General features: G+C 72.6%; 15 protein-coding genes. 7 read left to right on the forward strand and 8 right to left on the reverse strand.

What is annotated here, in order from left to right; genetic code table 11:
- Positions 1–15: 15 nt before the first annotated feature.
- The gene (locus K7862_RS28925; protein WP_222967629.1) at positions 16–1,401 is read left to right on the forward strand and encodes an L-serine ammonia-lyase; all 1,386 of its coding nucleotides are present in this window, start codon (positions 16–18) and stop codon (positions 1,399–1,401) included.
- A 74-nt stretch (positions 1,402–1,475) separates the two neighbouring features.
- Here the strand turns inward: K7862_RS28925 and K7862_RS28930 are convergent, their stop codons facing one another.
- Together K7862_RS28930 and K7862_RS28935 are read right to left on the reverse strand one after the other, a co-directional pair.
- Entirely contained in the window at positions 1,476–2,303 is an 828-nt protein-coding gene (locus K7862_RS28930) for an alpha/beta fold hydrolase (protein WP_222967631.1), read from the reverse strand.
- Positions 2,304–2,594: 291 nt separating this feature from the next.
- Entirely contained in the window at positions 2,595–4,019 is a 1,425-nt protein-coding gene (locus tag K7862_RS28935; protein WP_222967633.1) for an MFS transporter, read from the reverse strand.
- A gap of 156 nt (positions 4,020–4,175) precedes the next feature.
- Between K7862_RS28935 and K7862_RS28940 the strand changes: the two genes are divergently transcribed.
- From K7862_RS28940 to K7862_RS28950, 3 genes are all read left to right on the forward strand, one after another.
- On the forward strand, positions 4,176–4,850 hold the full coding sequence (locus tag K7862_RS28940; RefSeq protein WP_222967635.1) for a TetR/AcrR family transcriptional regulator: 675 nt from the start codon (positions 4,176–4,178) through the stop codon (positions 4,848–4,850).
- 258 nt (positions 4,851–5,108) lie between these two features.
- Entirely contained in the window at positions 5,109–7,847 is a 2,739-nt protein-coding gene (locus tag K7862_RS28945) for a DUF8508 domain-containing protein (RefSeq protein WP_222967656.1), read from the forward strand.
- Between the two features lie 212 nt (positions 7,848–8,059).
- Positions 8,060–9,514, forward strand: a complete 1,455-nt coding sequence (locus K7862_RS28950; protein ID WP_222967637.1) for a discoidin domain-containing protein — start codon at positions 8,060–8,062, stop codon at positions 9,512–9,514.
- A 116-nt stretch (positions 9,515–9,630) separates the two neighbouring features.
- Here the strand turns inward: K7862_RS28950 and K7862_RS28955 are convergent, their stop codons facing one another.
- From K7862_RS28955 to K7862_RS28975, 5 genes are all read right to left on the reverse strand, one after another.
- Positions 9,631–10,557, reverse strand: coding sequence for an NADP-dependent oxidoreductase (locus K7862_RS28955; protein WP_222967639.1), 927 nt, complete (start codon positions 10,555–10,557; stop codon positions 9,631–9,633).
- Between the two features lie 182 nt (positions 10,558–10,739).
- Positions 10,740–11,249, reverse strand: coding sequence for a GtrA domain-containing protein (locus K7862_RS28960; protein ID WP_222967640.1), 510 nt, complete (start codon positions 11,247–11,249; stop codon positions 10,740–10,742).
- Between the two features lie 450 nt (positions 11,250–11,699).
- Positions 11,700–12,191: an ATP-binding protein gene (locus tag K7862_RS28965; protein ID WP_222967642.1), complete on the reverse strand. Its 492-nt coding sequence runs from the start codon at positions 12,189–12,191 to the stop codon at positions 11,700–11,702.
- 294 nt (positions 12,192–12,485) lie between these two features.
- On the reverse strand, positions 12,486–13,253 hold the full coding sequence (locus tag K7862_RS28970; protein ID WP_222967644.1) for an enoyl-CoA hydratase/isomerase family protein: 768 nt from the start codon (positions 13,251–13,253) through the stop codon (positions 12,486–12,488).
- A 24-nt stretch (positions 13,254–13,277) separates the two neighbouring features.
- Entirely contained in the window at positions 13,278–14,504 is a 1,227-nt protein-coding gene (locus K7862_RS28975) for a L,D-transpeptidase (protein WP_308012240.1), read from the reverse strand.
- A 308-nt stretch (positions 14,505–14,812) separates the two neighbouring features.
- Between K7862_RS28975 and K7862_RS28980 the strand changes: the two genes are divergently transcribed.
- The gene (locus K7862_RS28980) at positions 14,813–15,712 is read left to right on the forward strand and encodes an MIP/aquaporin family protein (protein WP_262413984.1); all 900 of its coding nucleotides are present in this window, start codon (positions 14,813–14,815) and stop codon (positions 15,710–15,712) included.
- A 23-nt stretch (positions 15,713–15,735) separates the two neighbouring features.
- On the opposite strand, the gene K7862_RS28985 is transcribed toward K7862_RS28980, so the two are convergent.
- Positions 15,736–16,674, reverse strand: a complete 939-nt coding sequence (locus tag K7862_RS28985; RefSeq protein ID WP_372461691.1) for a L,D-transpeptidase — start codon at positions 16,672–16,674, stop codon at positions 15,736–15,738.
- Positions 16,675–17,056: 382 nt separating this feature from the next.
- Here K7862_RS28985 and glgX point away from each other — a divergent pair, with 382 nt between their 5' ends.
- The gene (gene glgX, locus K7862_RS28990; RefSeq protein WP_372461693.1) at positions 17,057–19,288 is read left to right on the forward strand and encodes a glycogen debranching protein GlgX; all 2,232 of its coding nucleotides are present in this window, start codon (positions 17,057–17,059) and stop codon (positions 19,286–19,288) included.
- 23 nt (positions 19,289–19,311) lie between these two features.
- Positions 19,312–20,703: an MFS transporter gene (locus tag K7862_RS28995; protein WP_372461692.1), complete on the forward strand. Its 1,392-nt coding sequence runs from the start codon at positions 19,312–19,314 to the stop codon at positions 20,701–20,703.
- The last annotated feature ends 42 nt before the right edge of the window (positions 20,704–20,745 follow it).

Genomic DNA, 20,745 nt, shown 5'->3' on the forward strand with positions numbered 1-20,745 from the left:
GGAGTCCCCAGCACCATGGCAATCTCGGTCTTCGACCTCTTCTCCGTCGGCATAGGCCCGTCGAGCTCGCACACCGTGGGCCCGATGCGGGCCGCGGGCATCTTCGCGCACCGGCTGAAGAACGAGGGCCTGCTCGCCCACACCGCGGCGATCCGCGCCGAGCTGTTCGGGTCGCTGGGGGCCACCGGGCACGGTCACGGCACGCCGAAGGCCGTGCTGCTGGGCCTGGCCGGCCACTCGCCGCGCACGGTGAACGTGGAGACCGCCGACGACGAGGTCGCGGCCGTCCACGCCGCCAAGCGGCTGAGCGTGCTGGGCGCCCACGAGATCGCGTTCGACCCGGCCACCCAGCTCGTGCTGCACCGCCGCAAGTCGCTGCCGTACCACGCCAACGGCATGACCCTCTTCGCGTACGACGAGGACGGTGAGCCGCTGCTGGAGAAGACGTACTACTCGGTCGGCGGCGGCTTCGTGGTCGACGAGGACGCGGTCGGCGAGGACCGGATCAAGCTGGACGACACGGTGCTGCGCTACCCGTTCCGCACCGGCGACGAGCTGCTGCGGCAGTCCCGGGACACCGGCCTGTCGATCTCGGCGCTGATGCTGGAGAACGAGAAGGCCTGGCGCAGCGAGGCGGAGATCCGGGCCGGGCTGCTGGACATCTGGCAGGTCATGCAGGCGTGCGTGTCCCGCGGGATGTCCCGCGAGGGCATCCTGCCCGGCGGCCTGAAGGTGCGGCGCAGGGCCGCCCAGTCCGCGCGGCAGCTGCGGGCCGAGGGCAACCCGGCGGCCCACGCGATGGAGTGGGTGACCCTCTACGCGATGGCCGTCAACGAGGAGAACGCGGCGGGCGGACGGGTGGTGACCGCGCCGACCAACGGCGCCGCCGGCATCATCCCCGCGGTGCTGCACTACTACCTGAACTTCGTGGCGCCCAAGAGCGGCCCGGTGGAGGAGCAGGAGGACGCGATCGTCCGCTTCCTGCTGGCGGCGGGCGCCATCGGGATGCTCTTCAAGGAGAACGCCTCGATCTCCGGCGCCGAGGTCGGCTGCCAGGGCGAGGTGGGCTCGGCCTGCTCCATGGCCGCGGGCGGCCTGGCCGAGGTGCTGGGCGGCTCCTCCGAGCAGGTGGAGAACGCCGCAGAGATCGGCATGGAGCACAATCTGGGCCTGACCTGCGACCCGGTCGGCGGCCTGGTCCAGATCCCGTGCATCGAGCGCAACGGCATGGCCGCGGTCAAGGCCGTCACCGCCGCCCGGATGGCGATGCGCGGCGACGGCCGCCACCACGTCTCCCTGGACAAGGTCATCAAGACCATGAAGGAGACCGGCGCGGACATGAAGATCAAGTACAAGGAGACCGCACGCGGCGGCCTCGCGGTGAACGTCATCGAGTGCTGATTCACGCGGCCTGACCCGCGTACGCGCCCGCGCCCCGTTCGGGGCGCGGGCGCGGTGTCGTCGGCCGGACGGCGTCAGCTCCGGGCGAAGGCGAGGAGGTCCTCGTTGAAGCGCTCGGCGAACTTGGGGACCATCGCCAGCCCGTGCGGCGCGCCTTCGTAGACCTTGAACGTCGAGTTCTTGATCAGCTTGGACGACTTGTTGCCCGCGGACACGATCGGCACGATCTGGTCGTCGTCCCCGTGGACGATCAGCGTCGGGACGTCGACCTTCTTGCAGTCCTCGGTCAGGTCCGTCTCGGAGAACGCCTTGATGCAGTCGTAGGCGCCCTTGATGCCGACGGACATCGACCACAGCCAGAACATGTCGCGGGTGCCCTGGCTCACCGTCGATCCGGGGCGGTTGGCGCCGTAGAACGCCGCGCTGAGGTCCTCGTAGAACTGCGAGCGGTCGGTCGCCACGCCCTTGCGGATCTCGTCGAACACCTCCATCGGCAGCCCCTCGGGATTGTCCGCCGTCTTCAGCATCAGCGGCGGTATCGCGCCGACCAGCACGGCCTTGGCGACCCGGCCGGTGCCGTACTTGCCCATGTAGCGGGTCACCTCACCGCCGCCGGTCGAGTGCCCCACCAGGATCACGTCGCGCAGGTCGGCGCTCTCGATGACGGACGCCAGGTCGTCGGCGTACGTGTCGAGGTCGTTGCCCTCCCAGGGCTGCCCGGAACGCCCGCCCCCGCGCCGGTCGTGGGCGACCGCGCGGAAGCCGTTGTCCGCGACGAGCTGCGCCTGCGGGTCCCACGCGTCGGCGTGCAGCGGCCAGCCGTGGCTGAAGACGACCGGCTGCCCGGAGCCCCAGTCCTTGTAGAAGATCTTGGTGCCGTCCTTCGCGGTGGTGTACGGCATGACCACACTCCTCACGGTCGGTCGCTGGGTACTGACAGACGGCCGCGCCCCAGGACCGGGCACATCTCGCACGCGCCCGGGAGTCCGCGTCCCGGCCGCCGCTTCGGGCCGGCACGTTCCGGGGGACGGCGGGCGGCGCGGCGGCGGCCCGGCGGCCGTGGCCACGGCCCACGCGGTCCTGAACACCGCACCGGACGGGGCCCGCCCCGTGCCGCGGCCCACTACCCAGCTTCGCGCGCCCGGCCAACTCCCGCATTCCGGGAGCGGTCCGGGCCCGCGGGGAGTCCGGCGTCAGGCGGCCGCCGCGGCCTCGGCGATCTGGTCCGGGGTCGGTGCGAGCCGGGGCGAGGCGAAGGTGATCAGGATCGTCGCGGTGCTGAAGACCGCGGCCACCAGCAGCCCGCGGTGGAATCCGGCGGCCAGCGCGTCGGCGGGCGCGGAGCCGTCGGCGAGCGCCCCGGTGGTCCGCGACGTCGACAGCGTCGTCACCACCGCGAGCCCGAGCGCGCCCCCGACCTGGTAGAACGCCGTGACCAGGCCGGACGCCGCCCCCGCCTCCCGGGGCGCCACGTCCACCACCGCCGCGATCTGGCCCGGCACGGCGACCCCGATGATGCCGACGCCGAAGAGCACCAGCCCGGGCAGCAGCCCGGAGGCGTACGAGCCGTGCGCACCGGCCTGGGCGAGCAGCACCAGCCCGGCCACGTTGAGGACCGCGCCGGCCAACTGCACGGGACGGGTGCCGAACCGGGTGACCAGCGGCGTGGTGGCGACCGCGGCCGCGATCGCCGCGCCGCCCATCGGCAGGAACTCGACCCCGGCCCGCAGCGCCGAGCCGCCCCGGGCCTGCTGGAGGAAGATCGCGGTCAGGAAGAACATGGACAGGAACGCGGCGCCGTTGAGCGCCAGCGCGCCGCCCGCCGTGCTCAGCGCGCGGTTGCGCAGCAGCCGCAGGGGGACGAGCGGCGCCTCGGCGCGGGCCTCGACGGCGACGAAGGCCGCCAGCAGCACCACGCCCGCGGCCAGGCATCCGGCCACCTCGGCCGAGGCCCACCCGGCGGGTTCGGCGCGGACCACGCCGTAGACCAGGGCCAGCAGGCCGCCGGTGCCGAGGAACGCGCCGAGCAGGTCGAAGGAGCGGTTGCCGTCGTGCGGCACGATCCGCCGGACGAAGACGGGGGTGACGGCGACCAGGCCGACGACGATCGGCACGTTCACGATGAACACCCAGCGCCAGCTGAAGGAGTCGACCAGCAGGCCGCCGGCCACCACGCCGAGCGTGCCGCCCAGTCCGGCCAGGCCGCCCCACACGCCCATGGCGATGTTGCGGCGGCGGCCGTGCTCGAAGGTGACGGTGAGGATCGACAGCGCGGCGGGCGACAGCAGCGCGCCCCCGAGCCCCTGGACCGCGCGGGCGGCGATCAGCAGGCCGGGCGAGCCGGCCAGTCCGCCGAGCAGCGAGGTCACGCCGAAGAGGGCGAGGCCGGCCGCGAACACGCGCCGGGAGCCCAGCAGATCGGCCGCGCGGCCGCCGAGCAGCAGGAAGCCGCCGAAGAGCAGGGTGTAGGCGCTGATCACCCACTGCAGGCCGTCGGTGCTGAAGCCGAGGTCCCGCTGGATGTCGGGCAGTGCGACGTTCACGATCGTCACGTCGAGCACCACGATGAACTGGGCGAGGGCCAGCACGGTGAGCGTGGCCCAGGGACTGCGTCGCATGGTGGTCTCCCACAAACTAGGTATACGACGTAAGCTTTCAGCGTTCACCATACACACTCTTGTGTACGGCGTATACCTTCGCTGGAACTCCGCCCCTCGGGCCGCATCCCGCGGATGCGTACGCTGTACGCACCACATCGACCGGGAGGCCCGCGGATGCCGGCGCAGAAGCGCTTGAACAGGGACGAGTTGGTCGCCACGGCCATGTCCGTGGTCGACGCGGAGGGCCTGGAGGCCGTCACCGTGCGGCGGGTCGCCCAGCAGCACGACGTGACCCCCATGGCGCTGTACCGGCACTTCGACGACAAGGACGGACTGCTCGACGCCGTCGCCGAACGCGTCCTGGACGACGTCCGGCTCCCGGCGGCCGACGACCGGCCCTGGCACGAGCAGATGGCCGACCTGCTCACCGCGTTCCTGGACGCCATGCGCCCGCACCCCAACGCCACCCCCCTGCTCTTCGACCGGATACTGTCCGCCGAGTCGGGACTCGCCATCACCGAGCGCACGCTGACGCTGCTGGCCGAAGCCGGCATGAGCGTCGACGACGGCGCCGAGCACGCCTGCAAGGCACTGAACTTCCTGGTCACGCTGGTACTCACCGAGCCCGGCCGCGGCGACGACACCGACCCCGCGGCCCGGGACGAGGCGTTGCGCGCCAAGCGGGCCCGGCTGCTCACCCTGGACCCGGCGCGCTACCCGCACGTGGTGGCGGCGGCCGGGCCGCTCACCGACTGCCCGAGCGCGGAGGCGTACTACCGGCGCGGGGTCGAGTCGATCGTCACCGCCATGCGCGGGCCGGCGGCGGCCGCGGCGCCCACGGCGGTGTGACCGGGCGCGGATCACCGCAAGCCGGACGGAATTCACTTTCGGCACCCAAGATTTCACGGGAAACGCCTTCTGCGTCCCGTTCTACGCGCGTATCTTGAGGCCGATCGCGCGCGCCCGCCCGGCGGGTTGACGCCGTGTCATGTCCGAGTGCCGTCCGCACAAAGGAGATTCCCTCCGGTGTCGCACCCTTCCGAGGCCACACCTCAGCCCGCGAGACCCCGGTCCGCGAGTCCGGCCAGGTCCCAGCTCCGCAAGCGCATGCTGCCCATCGGCATAGCCGGCGCCGTCGTCCTGGCGGGCGTGACCGTCCACTCCGCCTTCGCGACCCCGTCCTCGGACGGCGTGATCGCCGAGGTCTACGGCGGCGGGGGCAACTCCGGTGCCCTGTACACCAATGACTTCGTCGAGCTGGCGAACTCCGGTGCCGCGCCGCTGGATCTGAGCGGCTACACCGTGCAGTACCTGCCCGGCAGCCCTTCCGCCAGCTCCAAGTGGCAGGTCACCACGCTGACCGGCTCGCTGGCCGGCGGCGGCCGCTACCTCGTCGGCGAGGCGGCCGGCACCGGCGGCACCCAGGCGCTGCCGACCCCGGACGCCACCGGCACCATCGCGATGGCCGGCACGAGCGGCACGGTCGCGCTGGTGTCCGGCGCGGACCCGCTGACCTGCCTGACGGCCGCCGACTGCGCCGCCGACAAGCGCGTGAAGGACCTCGTCGGCTACGGCACCGCCGTGGTCCACGAGGGCGGCGGCGCGGCGGCGGGCGCGAGCAACACCAACTCGGTGACCCGCGCGGCGAACCTCGCCGACACCGACGACAACGCGGCCGACTTCACCGCTGGCCCGCCCACTCCGCAGAACTCGGGTGGCAACTGCCCGACGGCCCGGGTCGCCTCCGACGACGGCGGCACGGTGGGTGTCACCGGCGGCGGTGACGCCATCGGCGGCATCACCAGCGGCGGCGGCGACGTCAGCGGCGGCGGCACGGCCGGGGTCACCGATGGCGGCACCGTCGGCGGCACGGACGGCGGCACCACCACCACCGGCGGCGACGCCATCGGCGGCGTGGACGCGGGCGCCACCACCGGGGGCGGCACGGACGGCGGCAGCAGCAGCGCCGGGGTGGACTCGGGCGCCACCACCGGCGGCGGCACCACCACCGTCGGCGTGGACGCCGGCGCCACCAGCGGCGGCGGGGGCGACTGCACGCCTCCCACCACCCCGCCCACCACGCCCCCGACGACGCCGCCCACCGGCGAGCCGCCGGTCGCGGCGAAGATCCACGACATCCAGGGCGACACCCGGGTGTCCCCGCTGGACGGCAAGGCCGTCACCGGCGTCACCGGCGTCGTCACCGGCGTGCGCGGCTACGGCTCCTCCAAGGGCTTCTGGATGCAGGACCCGAACGCCGACGACAACCCCCGTACCAGCGAGGGCATCTACGTCTTCACCAGCTCCGCCCCCACCGTCGCGGTCGGGGACGCGGTGTCGGTCGCCGCGACGGTCTCGCAGTACTACCCGGGCGGCGCCGCGGCCGGCGGCCAGGCGGTCACCGAGCTGACCAAGCCCACGGTGACGAAGGTCTCCAGCGGCAACCCGCTGCCCGCGCCCGTGGTGCTCGACGCCCGTTCCGTGCCGGACGCCTTCGTGCCGAGCGCGGGCGGCGGCAGCATCGAGAACGTGCCACTGCGGCCCTCGGACTACGCCCTGGACCTGTTCGCGTCCCTGGAGGGCATGAACGTCCAGATCGCCGACACCCGCGTGGTGGGCGCCACCGACCCGTACTCCGAGCTGTGGGTGACGGTGAAGCCCACCCAGAACCGCACCAAGCGCGGCGGCACGCTCTACACCGGGTACGACCAGCCCAACTCGGGCCGTCTGATGGTGCAGTCACTGATCCCGACTGCCGACCAGGCGTTCCCGGTGGCCAACGTCGGCGACACACTGGCCGGGACCACCGCGGGCCCGCTGGACTACAACCAGTTCGCCGGCACCTACGCCGTCGAGGCCCGCACGATCGGCACGGTCAAGAGCGGCGGGATCACCCCCGAGGTGACCGCCAAGGCCGCCTCGGACCAGGCGACGGTCGCCACGTACAACGTCGAGAACCTGGCCCCGGACAACCCGCAGTCGAAGTTCGACGCGCTGGCCAAGGGCCTGGTCACCAACCTGCGTTCGCCCGACGTCGTCGCCCTGGAGGAGATCCAGGACAACAGCGGCGCGACGGACGACGGCACGGTGGCCGCGGACAGGACGCTGCAGAAACTGGTCGACGCGATCGTGGCGGCGGGCGGCCCGCGCTACGACTGGCGTGAGATCGACCCGGTCGACGACAAGGACGGCGGCCAGCCCGGCGGCAACATCCGCCAGGCGTTCCTGTTCAACGCGCAGCGCGTGGGCTTCACCGACCGCGCCGGCGGCGGCTCGACCACCGCGGTCGGCGTCACCGGCACCGGGAAGAACACCGCGCTGACCGCCTCCCCCGGCCGGATCGCACCGAACGACCCGGCGTGGACCACCAGCCGCAAGCCGCTGGCGGGCGAGTTCACCTTCCGCGGCAAGAAGCTGTTCGTGATCGCCAACCACTTCGACAGCAAGGGCGGCGACCAGGGCATCGACAGCCGCTTCCAGCCGCCGGTGCGCAGCTCCGAGGTGCAGCGGGTGCGGCAGGCGGTCATCGAGCACGACTTCGTCCAGCAGCTCGAGCAGGCCGACCCGCACGCCGACGTGGTGGTGCTGGGCGACCTGAACGACTACCAGTTCTCGCCGGCGGTGCTCAGCCTGACGGGGAACGGCAAGGTCCTCACCGACCTGGTCAACACCCTGCCGCTGAAGGAGCGTTACTCCTACGTCTACGAGGGCAACTCGCAGGTGCTCGACCACATCCTGGTCAGCCCGGCGCTGAAGGACGTCGAGTACGACGTCGTGCACATCAACTCCGAGTTCGCGAACCAGACGAGCGACCACGACCCGCAGGTGGTGCGGCTGCAGCCGTGACCCCTGAGGGGTGAACTCCTGCCGCGGCGGGCCCGGGTCGACCGACCCGGGCCCGCCGTCGTGCGTGCTCCGCTCAGCGGGGCGGAGGGGCGGGAGGCGGCGCAGACCTTGACGTGTGACGCGTGGGGTTATAGACAACTCGTTGGCCAGAGAGCGCTCTCAGATAGCGCCGGACGCCTCGACACGGTCCCCCACCCGGTCTGGAGAACGTCATGCCTGTCACCTTCGCGCACGACTTCGCGCACGAGCCGGACGACATCCCCGGCTCTCCCCCGCCCCGCGGCCACCGCGCCCGGCGTTCCCGGACCCGCCTGGGTCTGGCCGCCGTGGCGGTGGCCGCGCTCAGCCTCGCCGGGTTCACCGCGGCGACCGGCACCGGTGGCGCGGCCACCCCGCCGGCCCGCGCCGCGGCGAACGCCGCCGCACCGGCTCCCGCCCCGAACGCCGTGCCCGCCCCGCCGGCCGGCTTCACGACCACCTGGAGCGACGACTTCAGCGGTGCGTCCGGCACCGGCGTCAACGGCTCCGACTGGAAGTACGACACCGGCCCCGGAAGCAGCTTCGGCACCGGTGAGATCGAGACGATGACCAACAGCACCGCGAACGTCTACCAGGACGGCAACGGCCATCTGGTGCTCAAGGCGCTGCATGCGGGGAGCGACCCGCGCTCGGGGTGGACCTCGGGCCGGATCGAGACGCAGTCGTCGTCGTTCGGCGCGCCGCCCGGCGGCGTGGTGATGATGCAGTCCTCGATCCAGCAGCCGAACCTGACCACGGCCAACGGCGCCGGCTACTGGCCGGCGTTCTGGATGCTGGGCTCGACCCTGCGCACCGGCACCACCTGGCCGACCTCCGGCGAGGTCGACATCCTGGAGGACATCAACTCCCGCAGCTCGGTGTTCGGCACGCTGCACTGCGGCACCAACCCCGGCGGCCCGTGCAACGAGAGCACCGGCATCGGGTCCGGTGAACGCGCCTGCTCCGGCTGCCAGACCGGCTACCACACCTATGCCGTGCAGATCGACCGCTCGACCTCGCCCGAGCAGATCCGCTGGTACCTCGACGGCGCCAACTACTTCACCGTCAAGGCCAACCAGGTCGACGCCACGACGTGGGCCAACGCCGTCGACCACCCGTTCTTCATCATCTACGACCTGGCGATGGGCGGCGGCTTCCCCGACGCCTTCGGCGGCGGCCCCAACGCCGCCACGGTCTCCGGCGGCCAGATGAACATCGACTACGTCGCCGTCTACAACAAGGCGCCGGGCGGCGGCGGCACGACCACCCCGCTGTCGCAGGGCAAGCCCACCACCGCGTCCTCGACCGAGAACTCCGGCACCCCGGCGTCCTCGGCCACCGACGGCAACACCGGGACCCGCTGGTCGAGCCAGTTCAGCGACCCCCAGTGGCTGCGGGTGGACCTCGGCGCCACCCACACCATCAGCCAGATCAAGCTCGACTGGGAGGCGGCGTACGCCAAGGCGTTCCAGATCCAGACGTCGAACGACGGCACGAACTGGACCACCGTCTACTCGACGACCTCCGGGACCGGCGGCAACCAGACGCTGAACGTCTCGGGGTCCGGCCGCTACGTGCGGATGTACGGCACCCAGCGGGCCACGCAGTACGGGTACTCGCTGTGGGAGTTCCAGGTGCTCGGTTCCTGACCGCGCCCGACCGCACCCGACGGCCGGTCGCGCCGACTCCCCGGGGCGGGCCGGACACGACGTCCGGTCCGCCCCTCGGGGTTCGGCGGGCGCGCCCGCCGAGGTCCGGCCGCGCCTCAGACCGTGAGGACGATCTTCCCCGTCACGTGTCCCCCCTCGCTGAGCCGGTGCGCCTCGGCGGCCTCGGCCAGCGGGAAGGCGCGGAACACGGGGAGTTCCAGCTTGCCGGCCGCCACCAGCGCCAGCGCCTCCTGGAAGGCCGGCTCGCCGCGGTACTCGTCCCCTCCTCCGGAGGTGAACCGCACGCCGTACTCGGCAGCGCCCTGCCCGTCGGCGATGGTGACCACCCGGTCCTTGTTCCCGGTCAGCTCGACGGAGGCGGCCACCGCGCCGCCGCGGCCGGCGGCGTCCAGCGCGGCGTCGACGCCCTGCGGGGCGACCGCCCGGACCCGTTCGACGAGGCCGTCGCCGTAGGTGACCGGGATCGCGCCGAGCGCCCGCAGATGGTCGTGGTTGGCCTCGCTCGCGGTGCCGATCACGGTCAGCCCGCGGGCGACGGCGACCTGGACGGCGACCCCGCCGACGGCGCCGGCGGCCGCGTGGACGAGCAGCGTCTCGCCGGGCTGGACCCGCAGCAGCTCCAGCGCGCGGTAGGTGGTCTCGGCCGCGACCGGAATGGCCGCCGCCTGCTCCCACCCGACGGTGTCCGGCTTGATCGCGATCCGGCCGGCGTCGGCGAGGGCGAGTTCGGCATAGGCGCCGGTGGCGGTCTGGCCGAACACCGCCTCCCCCACGGTGAGCCCCTCGACGCCCTCGCCGAGGGACTCGATCACCCCGGCCGCCTCGACGCCGGGCACGTGCGGCAGGCTGACGGGGAAGACCTGGTTCATCTGGCCCGACCTGATCTTGTGGTCGAGCGCGTTGACGCCCGCGACGCGGACGGCGATGCGCACCTGGCCGGGACCCGGCTGCGGGACGTCCCGCTCCTGCACGCGCAGCACGTCGGGTGAGCCGAACTCGGCGAAGGCGATGGCCTTGGGCATGGGATTCACGGTCCTTACGACGGTCGGTCGGCTGATCTGCGAGTCGTTACGTGTTCCAGCATGTCCCGGGCGGGCCCGGGTACCCGGCCCGTCCCCCGGCCGGTTTCCGCCAGGCCGGTCGGACAGTCCTCGCCCCCATCCTCGCCGCACCGCGGACCGCGTGCAGGTCGGCGACGGCGTGTCTACGCGCCGGGGGCCGCGAGGACGGACGCGGCCGGCACCAGCGGGGCGGTCGGCACCCGGCGCGTGCGGCCGGGGGCGAAGACGACGTGGCGCAGCAGCAGGAAGCGGGCCAGGCCGGCGAGGCCCGAGGCGGCCAGATAGACGCCCTGCCGCAGCAGCGCGCCGCTGTCCGGGCGCAGGGCGTCGAAGGCCGTCAGCGCGCCGGTGGTGAAGAGGTAGGACATCAGCACGGTCAGCCCGCTCGCCCAGTGGTCGCGCCAGCTCGCGCTGCCGCGGCCGAAGGTGAACCGTCCGTGCAGTTCGGTCGCCAGCACCGTGGAGGCCACGGTCAGGACCGCGTTGGCCAGCGCCAGCGGCACCCGGTCGCCGATGAGCAGCAGCGCGCCGGAGGCGAGCAGCGTCACGCCGCCGCCGCAGACCCCGAAGCGGGCGAAGGACAGCAGGGCGGGCAGGCCGGCGCCGGCTGCCGGGCGGTCGGCCGCGTCGGCGCTGCCTGCGGTGCGTGTCATCGGGGTCTCCTCGGGTTTCGGCGTCCACCCGACTCTCGCGCACCCAACTCTCCCGGCCCATCCGGTGTTTCCCCCATCAGAGGTGGGGGTAGCCCCCACCTCGGGTCAGGGACGACACTCCGGGGAGCGACTCGATCAAATATTTACATGAGAAGGCAATGAGGATTCTTAGCCATTGTTTATAAGGTGAGTGGCTCCACATCACCCTTGCATTGCCCTGCGAAATGTCGTTCTTATGGCATAAGTCACGATTCAGGGATTTGCCCCCGGACCCCGACCTGTGCCACAGTCGAGAGCAACGGCAACCCCAGACCCGGGCTCAGCCGTTCCACAGGCGCCGCGGACACACCCCCCCTGCTCCGCGGCGGTACCGAAGAGGCCCTCCCGCTGTCACCCCCCCCGACGCGGAGGGCCTCTTCTCGTTCCCGGCGGCCGGACCCCAGGCGCCGGTCAGTGGTCGGCGACGCGCAGTTCGAACCAGGTGGTCTTGCCGCGCGGCTGGAGGTCCACGCCCCAGCGGTCGGAGAGGGTGTCGACGAGGAAGAGGCCGCGGCCGCTGACGTCCAGGTCACGCACCGGCAGCAGGCAGGGCAACGCCCGTGAGGGGTCCCGCACTTCGATCCTGACCCAGCCCCGGCGGCGCTGCATCCGCAGGCCGAACGTCCGGGCGCCGGTGTGCCGTACCGCGTTGCCGACGAGTTCGGAGACCAGCAGTTCGACGGTGTCCGCGTGCGAGCCGAGTCCCCAGACCCTGATCACGGACAGTGCCAGCCGGCGGGCAGTCGACGCGGACTCCGGCCGCGACGTGAGATGCACCTCGCGGACCGACGGATCGCCCAAGAGGTCCAGGACGCCGACCGCGGGATCGTCGGGCAGGAGCGGGGCAACGACCGCCGCGGGTTCCGCCCGCTGCGGCTGCTCCGATCCACCCCGGCCCGCCATGCCTCTCATGATGGCCGCAACCGGGGGGTTCCGGAGGGTAACCCCGTGAATTCATCCCCCCGGAAGCGGAGCTCGGAGCCCGGGTTTCGGCATATTCGCCGGGCATAAAACCCCCCGGAACACCCTTGCCCATCAGCGGAGTTGAACACACGGGACCGAGCGCGGAGGGCGGACGGCCACTCCCTGCTTAAGGTTCGTTTAAGATTGCCTTAAGCCGGGCCGCCCACCCTCCGTGACGTTCACCCCATGACATTGCCGGGCATCTCCGGGGCCTCACGCCCAAGTCTCCTACGGTCAGGCGAACTTGGCCTTGCCCGGGCCTTCCTCGACGAAGCTGCGCATCCCGGTCTCCCGGTCCTGGGTCGCGAACAGGCCCGCGAACAGCGTGCGTTCGATGGCCAGACCGGTGTCCAGACCCGCGTCGAGGCCGGAGTCCACCGCCTCCTTCGCCGCCCGCAGCGCGTACGCCGGTCCGCGCGCCAGCCGCGCGGCCCAGGCGTGCGCCTGCGCGTAGACCTCGCCGGCGGGCACCACCCGGTCGACCAGGCCGAGGGTCAGCGCCTCGTCGGCGGCGACCATGCGACCGGTGAAGATCAGGTCCTTGGCGCGCGACGGGCCGATCAGCCGGGAGAGCCGCTGGGTGCCGCCGGCGCCCGGGATGAGGCCGAGCAGGATCTCCGGCTGGCCGAGCTTGGCGTTCTCCGCCGCGATGCGGAAGTCCGCGCACAGCGCCAGTTCGCACCCGCCGCCCAGCGCGTACCCGGTGACGGCGGCCACCACCGGCTTGGGGATGCGGGCCACCGCGGTGAAGGCGTCCTGCAGGTCGCGCGACCGGTCGACCATGTCCTGGTAGGACATGGCCTGCATCTCCTTGATGTCGGCGCCGGCCGCGAAGACCTTCTCACCGCCCCACACCACCACGGCCCGGACGTCGGGCCGCCGCCCCGCCTCGTCCGCCAGCGCCTTCAGCCGGTCCTGCGTGGCGCTGTCCAGCGCGTTCATCGGCGGCCGCTCCAGCCGGAGGGTGCCGACGCCTTCGTCGACTTCCAGGGTCACAGTCATGCTCGGGAGCGTACGCGACCGTGTTCACGACGCCAGCCACTGGCTCCAGGTGAGGTTCCAGCCGTTGAGGCCGTTGTACCACTGCACCGTGGAGTCGCCGGAGTTGACCACCCGGACCACGTCGCCGACGAGCGAGTTGGCGTAGAACCAGGCCGCGGGCGTGCTCGCGTCACCGGCGCCCCGCACGTCCCGCAGCCCGACGCACCCGTGGCTGGTGTTGCCGGCGCCGAACACCGACGGCGCGGCCCAGTAGTTGCCGTGGATGAAGGTGCCCGAGTCGGTGAGCCGCATCGCGTGCGGCACGTCGGGGATGTCGTACTCCCCGCCGAAGCCGACGGTGTCGCCGTTCATCCGGGTCGTGAGGTACTTCTCCGCGATCACCATCGTGCCGTTGTAAGTGGTGTGGTCCGGGGCGCCCGCGGAGACCGGGAGCGTCCGGAGCGCCGTGCCGTCCCGGTAGACGGTCATGGTGTGCTTCGCCGCGTCGACGACGCTGACCTGCCGGCGGGCGACGGTGAAGTGCACCGTCTTGTGCTGCCTGCCGTAGACGCCCGGAGCGCCCTCCACGCCGTCGAGGTCCAGCGCGAGCGTCACCTCGGTGCCCGCCGCCCAGTAGTCGGCCGGACGGATGTAGACGTCCTGGTCGCCGTTCCACTTCGCGGCCACCGGCACGGCCGGGGAGGCGGTCACGGTCAGCCCGTGCTCGACCGCCTTCCGGTCGCTGATCGGCCGGCTGAAGCGCAGATGGACCTCCATGCCCACGCCGACGGTCGAGCCGTCCTCGGGGGTGAAGAACCCGACGAAGGTGTCCCTGGGCACGACCGTGGTGAACGAGGCGTGGTTGTCGGACTCCCGGCCCGCCGCGTCCCTGGCGACCGCGTCGACGGTGTACTGCGTGGAGGTGTCCAGGTGGCCGTCGGGCGTCCAGCCCAGGCCGTCGGCGGAGGTCGTGCCGGGCACCGGGGTGCCCTGGCCGTCCTTGACCACGACGGAGGTCAGCCTGCCGCCGGCCGCGGCGACCTTAAGGGTGCCGGTGGTCGGCACGTCGGTCGCGCCGTCCTTCGGCAGGATCGAGACCACCGCGGCGGACACGTCCGCGTCCGGCGCACCCGAGCGGCCCGCCGCCGCCCTGCCGTCGTCAGCCGTACCGGCGCCGTCCGGCCCGCACGCCGTCACCAGCGCCAGCAGGCCGCCGAGCACGAGCGCCGCGGCGCTCCTCCTGACGCGCGGCGGCACACCCGTCGCCTTCACCTTCTCGGCTCCCTGAGTCCCCAGGCGCACAGGATCTGCGCACGAAACACCCGACCCCCCCTGCGAATCCCAGAGAACCACACGCGAACACCGCCGAGGACCGGGGACTGTCACCGTTTCGTCCCAGTTGCCTGTGCGCCGGCTCAGCGGCCGCCGTGACCCGCCGCGGCCCGGTTCCCCGTTATGGCATCGCGGGGAATCGCGACGACCGGCACGCCGGACCCGTCACCCGGATGGCCATCTTCCGGTCAGCGGTGCCGATCCGCCGGTGATAGTTCTTTTCTCACTACCGACCAAGGAGAGAACCGATGGCTGAGCGCACCATCGCGCGTCGACGCGGTTATCGAGAAGGTCTCGGCGGTGAAATGCTCGCCGAGTACCTGGGCACATTCGTTCTGATTCTTCTGGGCATCGGATCCGTCGCCGTCGCGGTCGTCGGCCTGCCCGGTTCCGGGCGCCAGGTCGTTCCGTTCGGAGCCCCCAACTGGCTCATCATCTCGTGGGGCTGGGGCCTGGGCGTGGTGTTCGGCGTCTACGTCGCCGGCGGTATCAGCGGTGCTCACCTCAATCCCGCGGTGACCCTCGCGTTCGCGGCGCGCAAGGACTTCCCCTGGCGGAAGATCCCCGCCTACTGGTTCGCCCAGCTGTTCGGTGCTTTCTCCGCGGCCGCGCTGGTGTATAGCTCGTACCACTGGGCGATCGAGGCCGCCGACACCAAGGCCGGCCTGCCGAGGGACAAGTCGCTTTCGACGTACTCCATCTTCGCCACATTCCCCGCGCAGTACTTCGGGAATTCCTGGTGGGGTCCGTTCCTCGACGAAATGATCGGCACCGGAATCCTGCTGCTCCTCATCTGCGCGCTGATCGACCTGCGCAACACGGCACCCGGCGTCAACCTCCACCCGTTCCTGATCGGCCTCGTGGTCGTGGCCATCGGCCTGACCTTCGGCACCAACTCCGGATACGCGATCAACCCCGCCCGTGACTTCGGCCCGCGGTTGTTCACCTACTTCGAAGGCTGGGGCTCGATCGCCCTACCAGGCAGTTATATGTGGTTCAACCATTACTGGTGGATCCCCATCGTGGCCCCGCTCTGCGGCGCGCTGATCGGCGTCGGCGTCTACGACCTGGTGATCTCCCCCATCCTCGTCGCCCGGCGACGGCTGGCCGAGGCCCAGGAGGAGGGCCCCGCGACCGAGGAGATCTGACCCCGCACCTCCCCTCTCACCCCTCACCGGCTCCCGCCGGACCCGGACCCCGGAGCGACGTCTCCGGGGTCCGGGGCTGTTCCGGACACCGCGGAGCCCGCGGTCCACTGCGGCCAGGTGAGGTTCCAGCCGCCGAGCCCGTTGTCGGGATCCACCACGCGGTCGTCGGAGTCCACCACGCGGACCGCGTCGCCGATGATGGAGTTGGCGTAGAACCAGCCGGCCGGGGTGTCCGGGCCGCCGCCCTTGCGGTCCTGCAGCCCGATGCACCCGTGGCTGACGTTCTCGTGGCCGAAGACCTGCGGCGGCGTCCAGTAGTTGCCGTGCACGAACGTGCCCGAGGTGGTGAGCCGCATCGCGTGCGGCACGTCCGGGATGTCGTACTCCCCGCCGAAGCCCACCGTGCGGCCGCTCATCCGGGTCTTCAGGTACTTCTCCGAGATCACCATGATCCCGTTGTACGTGGTGTGCTGCTCGCTGCCGACGGTCACCGGCAGCACCCGCAGCACCCGGCCGCCGCGCACCACGGTCATGGTGTGCTCGACGCTGTCGACGGTGCTGCGCTGGTCCCGGCCGACGGTGAAGGTGACGTCCTTGGACTGCGTGCCGTAGGTCTCCGGCGCGCCCCGCACCCCGCGCAGCCGCAGCGACAGGGTGATGCGGGTGCCGGCCCGCCAGAAGTCCGCCGGGCGCAGGTCCAGCCGCTGGTCGCCGAACCAGTGGCCGGCCACGGTCTGCGCGGGGACGCTGCTGACGGTGATGCCGCGCTCGACCGCCTGCCGGTCGGCGATGTGCCGGTTGAAGCGCAGGGAGATGATCATCCCGGTACCGACCGTCGAGCGGTCCTCCGGGCTGAAGTAGCCGATGAACGTGTCGTGCCGGGGCGCCGGCGCCTCCGCGCCCTTGGGCTGCCGCCCGCCGCCGCATCCGCCGGTCAGCAGCAGCGCCGCGGCGGCCAGCACTCCCAGAACCGTTCGCGCCCCCGTCGTGCGCCTCACCGTTGTCGTCACGCAGCGCCAACGACGCGGCACCCCGCGGGGAAACGCGGCATGCCGCCGAACGGGCACGTGAGCGCGCGGGCTTCACCCGGCAGGGCCGCGGGACCGCACCACCCCGTCGCGGAGAACGTCCGGCGGACCTGTCGCGTCCCGCAGGGGTCGGCCGGGTGACTCACGAGCTCCGGACGGGAAAGATGGTTGCAAGCACAACGGCCGCTCGGGCACGGGACGCCCCGCGGCCGGCCGAAGCCGCGGGAGGAAGCACGTGTCCGAGACACGCGAGTTCGGCGTCGCCGGGCAGGCGGAGACCGTCCCCCGGCCCGCCCCGGCGAGCGCCGCTCCGGCCGTGGCTCCCCCGCGCCAGCGCGCCGCCCCCGACGCGGCGGACGGCGACCGCCCGACCGCCACGGTGTGGCCCGGGACGCCGCAGCCGCTCGGCGCCCGGTTCCGTACCGGCCCCGACGGGCGCACCGGTACCAACTTCGCCCTGTGGGCGGCCGGCGCGGAGTCCGTCGAGCTGTGCCTGTTCGACGCGGACGGCACCGAGACCCGCGCGCCGCTCACCGAACTCACCCACGAGGTGTGGCACGGCTTCGTGCCCGGCGTACTGCCCGGGCAGCGGTACGGCTACCGGGTCGGCGGCCGCTGGGACCCGTGGACCGGCGCCCGCTGGAACCCGGCGAAGCTGCTGCTCGACCCGTACGCGCGGGCGGTGGACGGCGAGTTCGAGCTGGTGCCGGAGGTGTACGGGCACGTGCGGGACTGGCCGGAGACGCAGGTCGCCGACACAGTCCGGGACAACCGCGACTCCGCGCCCCTCGTGCCCAAGGGCGTCGTGGTGGACGACGACGACGACTGGGAGGACGACCGCCGGCCGAAGACGCCGTGGTCGGACTCGGTCATCTACGAGCTGCACGTGCGCGGCTTCACCCAGCGCCACCCCGGCATCCCGCCGCAGCTGCGCGGCACCTACGCCGGGCTCGCCCACCCCGCCGCGATCGAGCACCTGACCGGGCTGGGCGTGACGGCCGTGGAGCTGCTGCCGGTCCACCAGTTCGCCCACGAGGACCACCTGGAGCGGCGGGGGCTGCGCAACTACTGGGGCTACAACTCGATCGGCTACTTCGCGCCGCACGCCGCGTACAGTTCCAGCGGCACCCGCGGGGAGCAGGTCGGCGAGTTCAAGCGGATGGTGAAGGCGCTGCACGCGGCGGGCATCGAGGTGATCCTCGACGTCGTCTACAACCACACCGCGGAGGGCGGCCAGGGCGGTCCCACGCTGTCGCTGCGCGGCATCGACAACCGCGGCTACTACCGGCTGGGCGCCGACCCGCGCGGGTACGCCGACTACACCGGCTGCGGCAACACCCTCAGCGTCGTGCAGCCGAACGTGCTGCGGCTGATCACCGACTCGCTGCGGTACTGGGTGACCGAGATGGGCGTCGACGGCTTCCGCTTCGACCTGGCGGCTGCGCTGGCCCGCTCGATGCACGACGTCGACATGCTCTCGCCGTTCCTCGCGGTGATCGCCCAGGACCCGGTGCTGCGCCGGGTGAAACTGATCGCCGAGCCGTGGGACGTGGGGGCCGGCGGCTACCAGGTCGGCGCGTTCCCCCCGCTGTGGACGGAGTGGAACGACCGTTTCCGGGACACCGTGCGGGACTTCTGGCGGGGCGCGACGTGCGACGTGCGCGACCTCGGCTACCGGCTGTCGGGCTCCAGCGACCTCTACGACTGGGGCGGCCGCCGCCCCTACGCCTCGGTCAACTACGTGACCGCGCACGACGGCTTCACGCTACGGGACCTGGTCAGCCACAACGGCAAGCACAACGCGGCCAACGGCGAGGACGGCCGGGACGGCACCGACGACAACCGCTCGTGGAACTGCGGGGCGGAGGGCGAGACCGACGACCCCGAGGTGCTGGCGCTGCGCTCCCGCCAGTTGCGCAACCTGATGACCACGCTGCTGCTGTCGACCGGGGTGCCGATGCTGGTCGCCGGGGACGAGATGGGCCGCACGCAGGGCGGCAACAACAACGCGTACTGCCAGGACAACGAGACGAGCTGGGTGGACTGGTCGCTGCTGGACGACCCGCGGTGGCGGGGGCTGCGCGACCTGACGGCACGGCTGGTGGCGCTGCGGCGGGCCCATCCGGTGCTACGCCGCGGCGGGTTCTTCTCGGGGGTCGCCAGCGCCCCCGAGGGGCTGCAGGACGTGGCCTGGTTCGAGCCGGGCGGCCGGGAGATGACGGACGCGGACTGGTTCGCGCGGTCCTCGACGCTCGGGATGTTCCTGTCCGGGCGGGACATCCCGCAGCGGGACGCGCGCGGCGAGCCGGTCGTCGACGACAGCTTCCTGCTGGTGGTGCACTCCGGGCACCTGCCGGTGGACTTCGTGCTGCCCGGCGGGCGGTGGGCGGAGGGCTACGAGCCGGTGCTGGACACGGCGGCCGAGGAGCCCTGGCCGGCGGACGGCGGCCCGGTGCCGGCCGGGCAGCAGGTGACGGTCGCCGCGCGGTCGGTGCGCCTGTACCGGGTGCGCGATGTCCGCGCCGCGGAATCGCCTGGACGGCGCTGAGTGGTCCAGTCCATATTGGCCGGGTGAGCTCACCCTCGTCCGGCCCTGACGCCTGCCCTCCCCTCCCCGACACGACCGCATCGACCGACGTCACCGCACCGGCCGACATCACCGCGCCGATCGGCGTCCCCGCATCGGCCGACGTCACCGCTCCGGCCGGCCTCATCGCGCCGGCCGGCCCGCGGCCCGGGACGGGGAGCGACGGGAAGCGGCCCGACCGTCTGTGGTCGCCGAACTTCCGGCTGTACTTCACCGCCCGCACCGTCGCCATGCTCGGCGACACCATGCTGCCGGTGGCGCTGTCGGCCGGCCTGCTGACGTACGGCTACTCGGCGGGCGACATCGGCCTGGTGATGGCCGCGGCCACCGCGTGCTTCGCGGGATTCGTCATCTTCGGCGGGGTGTTCGCGGACCGGTTCAACGCCCGGGCGCTGATGATCGGCGCCGACTCGGTGCGGGTGTGCACGCAGTCGCTGGCCGCGGTGCTCTTCCTCACGCACCACGTCCGGCTGTGGGAGATGGTCGCGATCGCCGTGGTCAACGGCACCGCGGCGGCCATGTTCCAGCCCGGGGTGGCCAGCACCCTGGTCCGGGTGGCCACCGACGTGCAGGGTGCCAACGGCGTGACCAGGACCGCCGAGTCGACCGCGGGGCTGCTGGGGCCGGCCTTCGCCGGCCTGCTCATCGGGCTCACCTCGCCGGGCGTGGTGTTCCTGGTGCACGCCTCCACGTACGCGACCAGCGCGCTCTGCCTGGTGCTGCTGCGGCTGGCGCCGCAGGCCCCGCGGGTGGCCCGGGCGGTCAACAGCTTCCGCACCGATCTCGCCGAGGGCTGGCGGGAGTTCCGGGCCCGCACCTGGATGTGGTCGGTCATCGTGGTGTGGATGGTGTTCATGGTCTGCACGACCGGCCCCTACACGCCGCTGTCCGCCGGAGAGATCATCCCGGCGCACGGCGCCGGCGCCTACGGTCTGGTCAACTCCGCGCTCGGCGGCGGCACCGCGGTGGGCGCGCTGGTGGCCATCCGGCTGCGCGCGCAGCGCCAGTTGCGGGCCGGGTCCATCGCGCTCTTCCTGACGGCCCTGATGCCGTTGTCCGTCGGGCTGGGCCTGCCGATCGCGGCCGTCTGCGGGTGCGTGTTCGCCGCGGGTGTCGGCTCGGCGTACTGGGGCGTCAACTGGGCCACGTCGGTGCAGACCCATGTGCCCGGCGACATCCTCAACCGGATCCACGCCTACGAGGTCGCCGGGTCGGTGGCCATGGTGCCGGTCGGCCAGGCGCTCGCCGGCCCGGCCGCGGCGGCGTTCGGGGCGCGGCACGTGCTGCTCGCCGGGAGCTGCGTCGCGGTGGCCGTCGCCACGACCCTGCTGTCGCTGCCGGCGGTCCGCAACCTGCGCCGCGCGCCGAGCGCCTAGCCGGGCGACGGCCGGCGGTCCGGCGCCGACCGCCCGGCCGGG

Source organism: Actinacidiphila acidipaludis, assembly GCF_019890725.1.
GTDB classification, from domain to species: domain Bacteria; phylum Actinomycetota; class Actinomycetes; order Streptomycetales; family Streptomycetaceae; genus Actinacidiphila; species Actinacidiphila acidipaludis.

Coding starts and splice junctions, on each gene's coding strand:
- K7862_RS28925 (WP_222967629.1), top strand. CDS start 16: ATGGCAATCTCGGTCTTCGACCTCTTCTCCGTCGGCATAGGCCCGTCG.
- K7862_RS28930 (WP_222967631.1), bottom strand. CDS start 2,303: ATGCCGTACACCACCGCGAAGGACGGCACCAAGATCTTCTACAAGGAC.
- K7862_RS28935 (WP_222967633.1), bottom strand. CDS start 4,019: ATGCGACGCAGTCCCTGGGCCACGCTCACCGTGCTGGCCCTCGCCCAG.
- K7862_RS28940 (WP_222967635.1), top strand. CDS start 4,176: ATGCCGGCGCAGAAGCGCTTGAACAGGGACGAGTTGGTCGCCACGGCC.
- K7862_RS28945 (WP_222967656.1), top strand. CDS start 5,109: ATGCTGCCCATCGGCATAGCCGGCGCCGTCGTCCTGGCGGGCGTGACC.
- K7862_RS28950 (WP_222967637.1), top strand. CDS start 8,060: ATGCCTGTCACCTTCGCGCACGACTTCGCGCACGAGCCGGACGACATC.
- K7862_RS28955 (WP_222967639.1), bottom strand. CDS start 10,557: ATGCCCAAGGCCATCGCCTTCGCCGAGTTCGGCTCACCCGACGTGCTG.
- K7862_RS28960 (WP_222967640.1), bottom strand. CDS start 11,249: ATGACACGCACCGCAGGCAGCGCCGACGCGGCCGACCGCCCGGCAGCC.
- K7862_RS28965 (WP_222967642.1), bottom strand. CDS start 12,191: ATGGCGGGCCGGGGTGGATCGGAGCAGCCGCAGCGGGCGGAACCCGCG.
- K7862_RS28970 (WP_222967644.1), bottom strand. CDS start 13,253: ATGACTGTGACCCTGGAAGTCGACGAAGGCGTCGGCACCCTCCGGCTG.
- K7862_RS28980 (WP_262413984.1), top strand. CDS start 14,813: ATGGCTGAGCGCACCATCGCGCGTCGACGCGGTTATCGAGAAGGTCTC.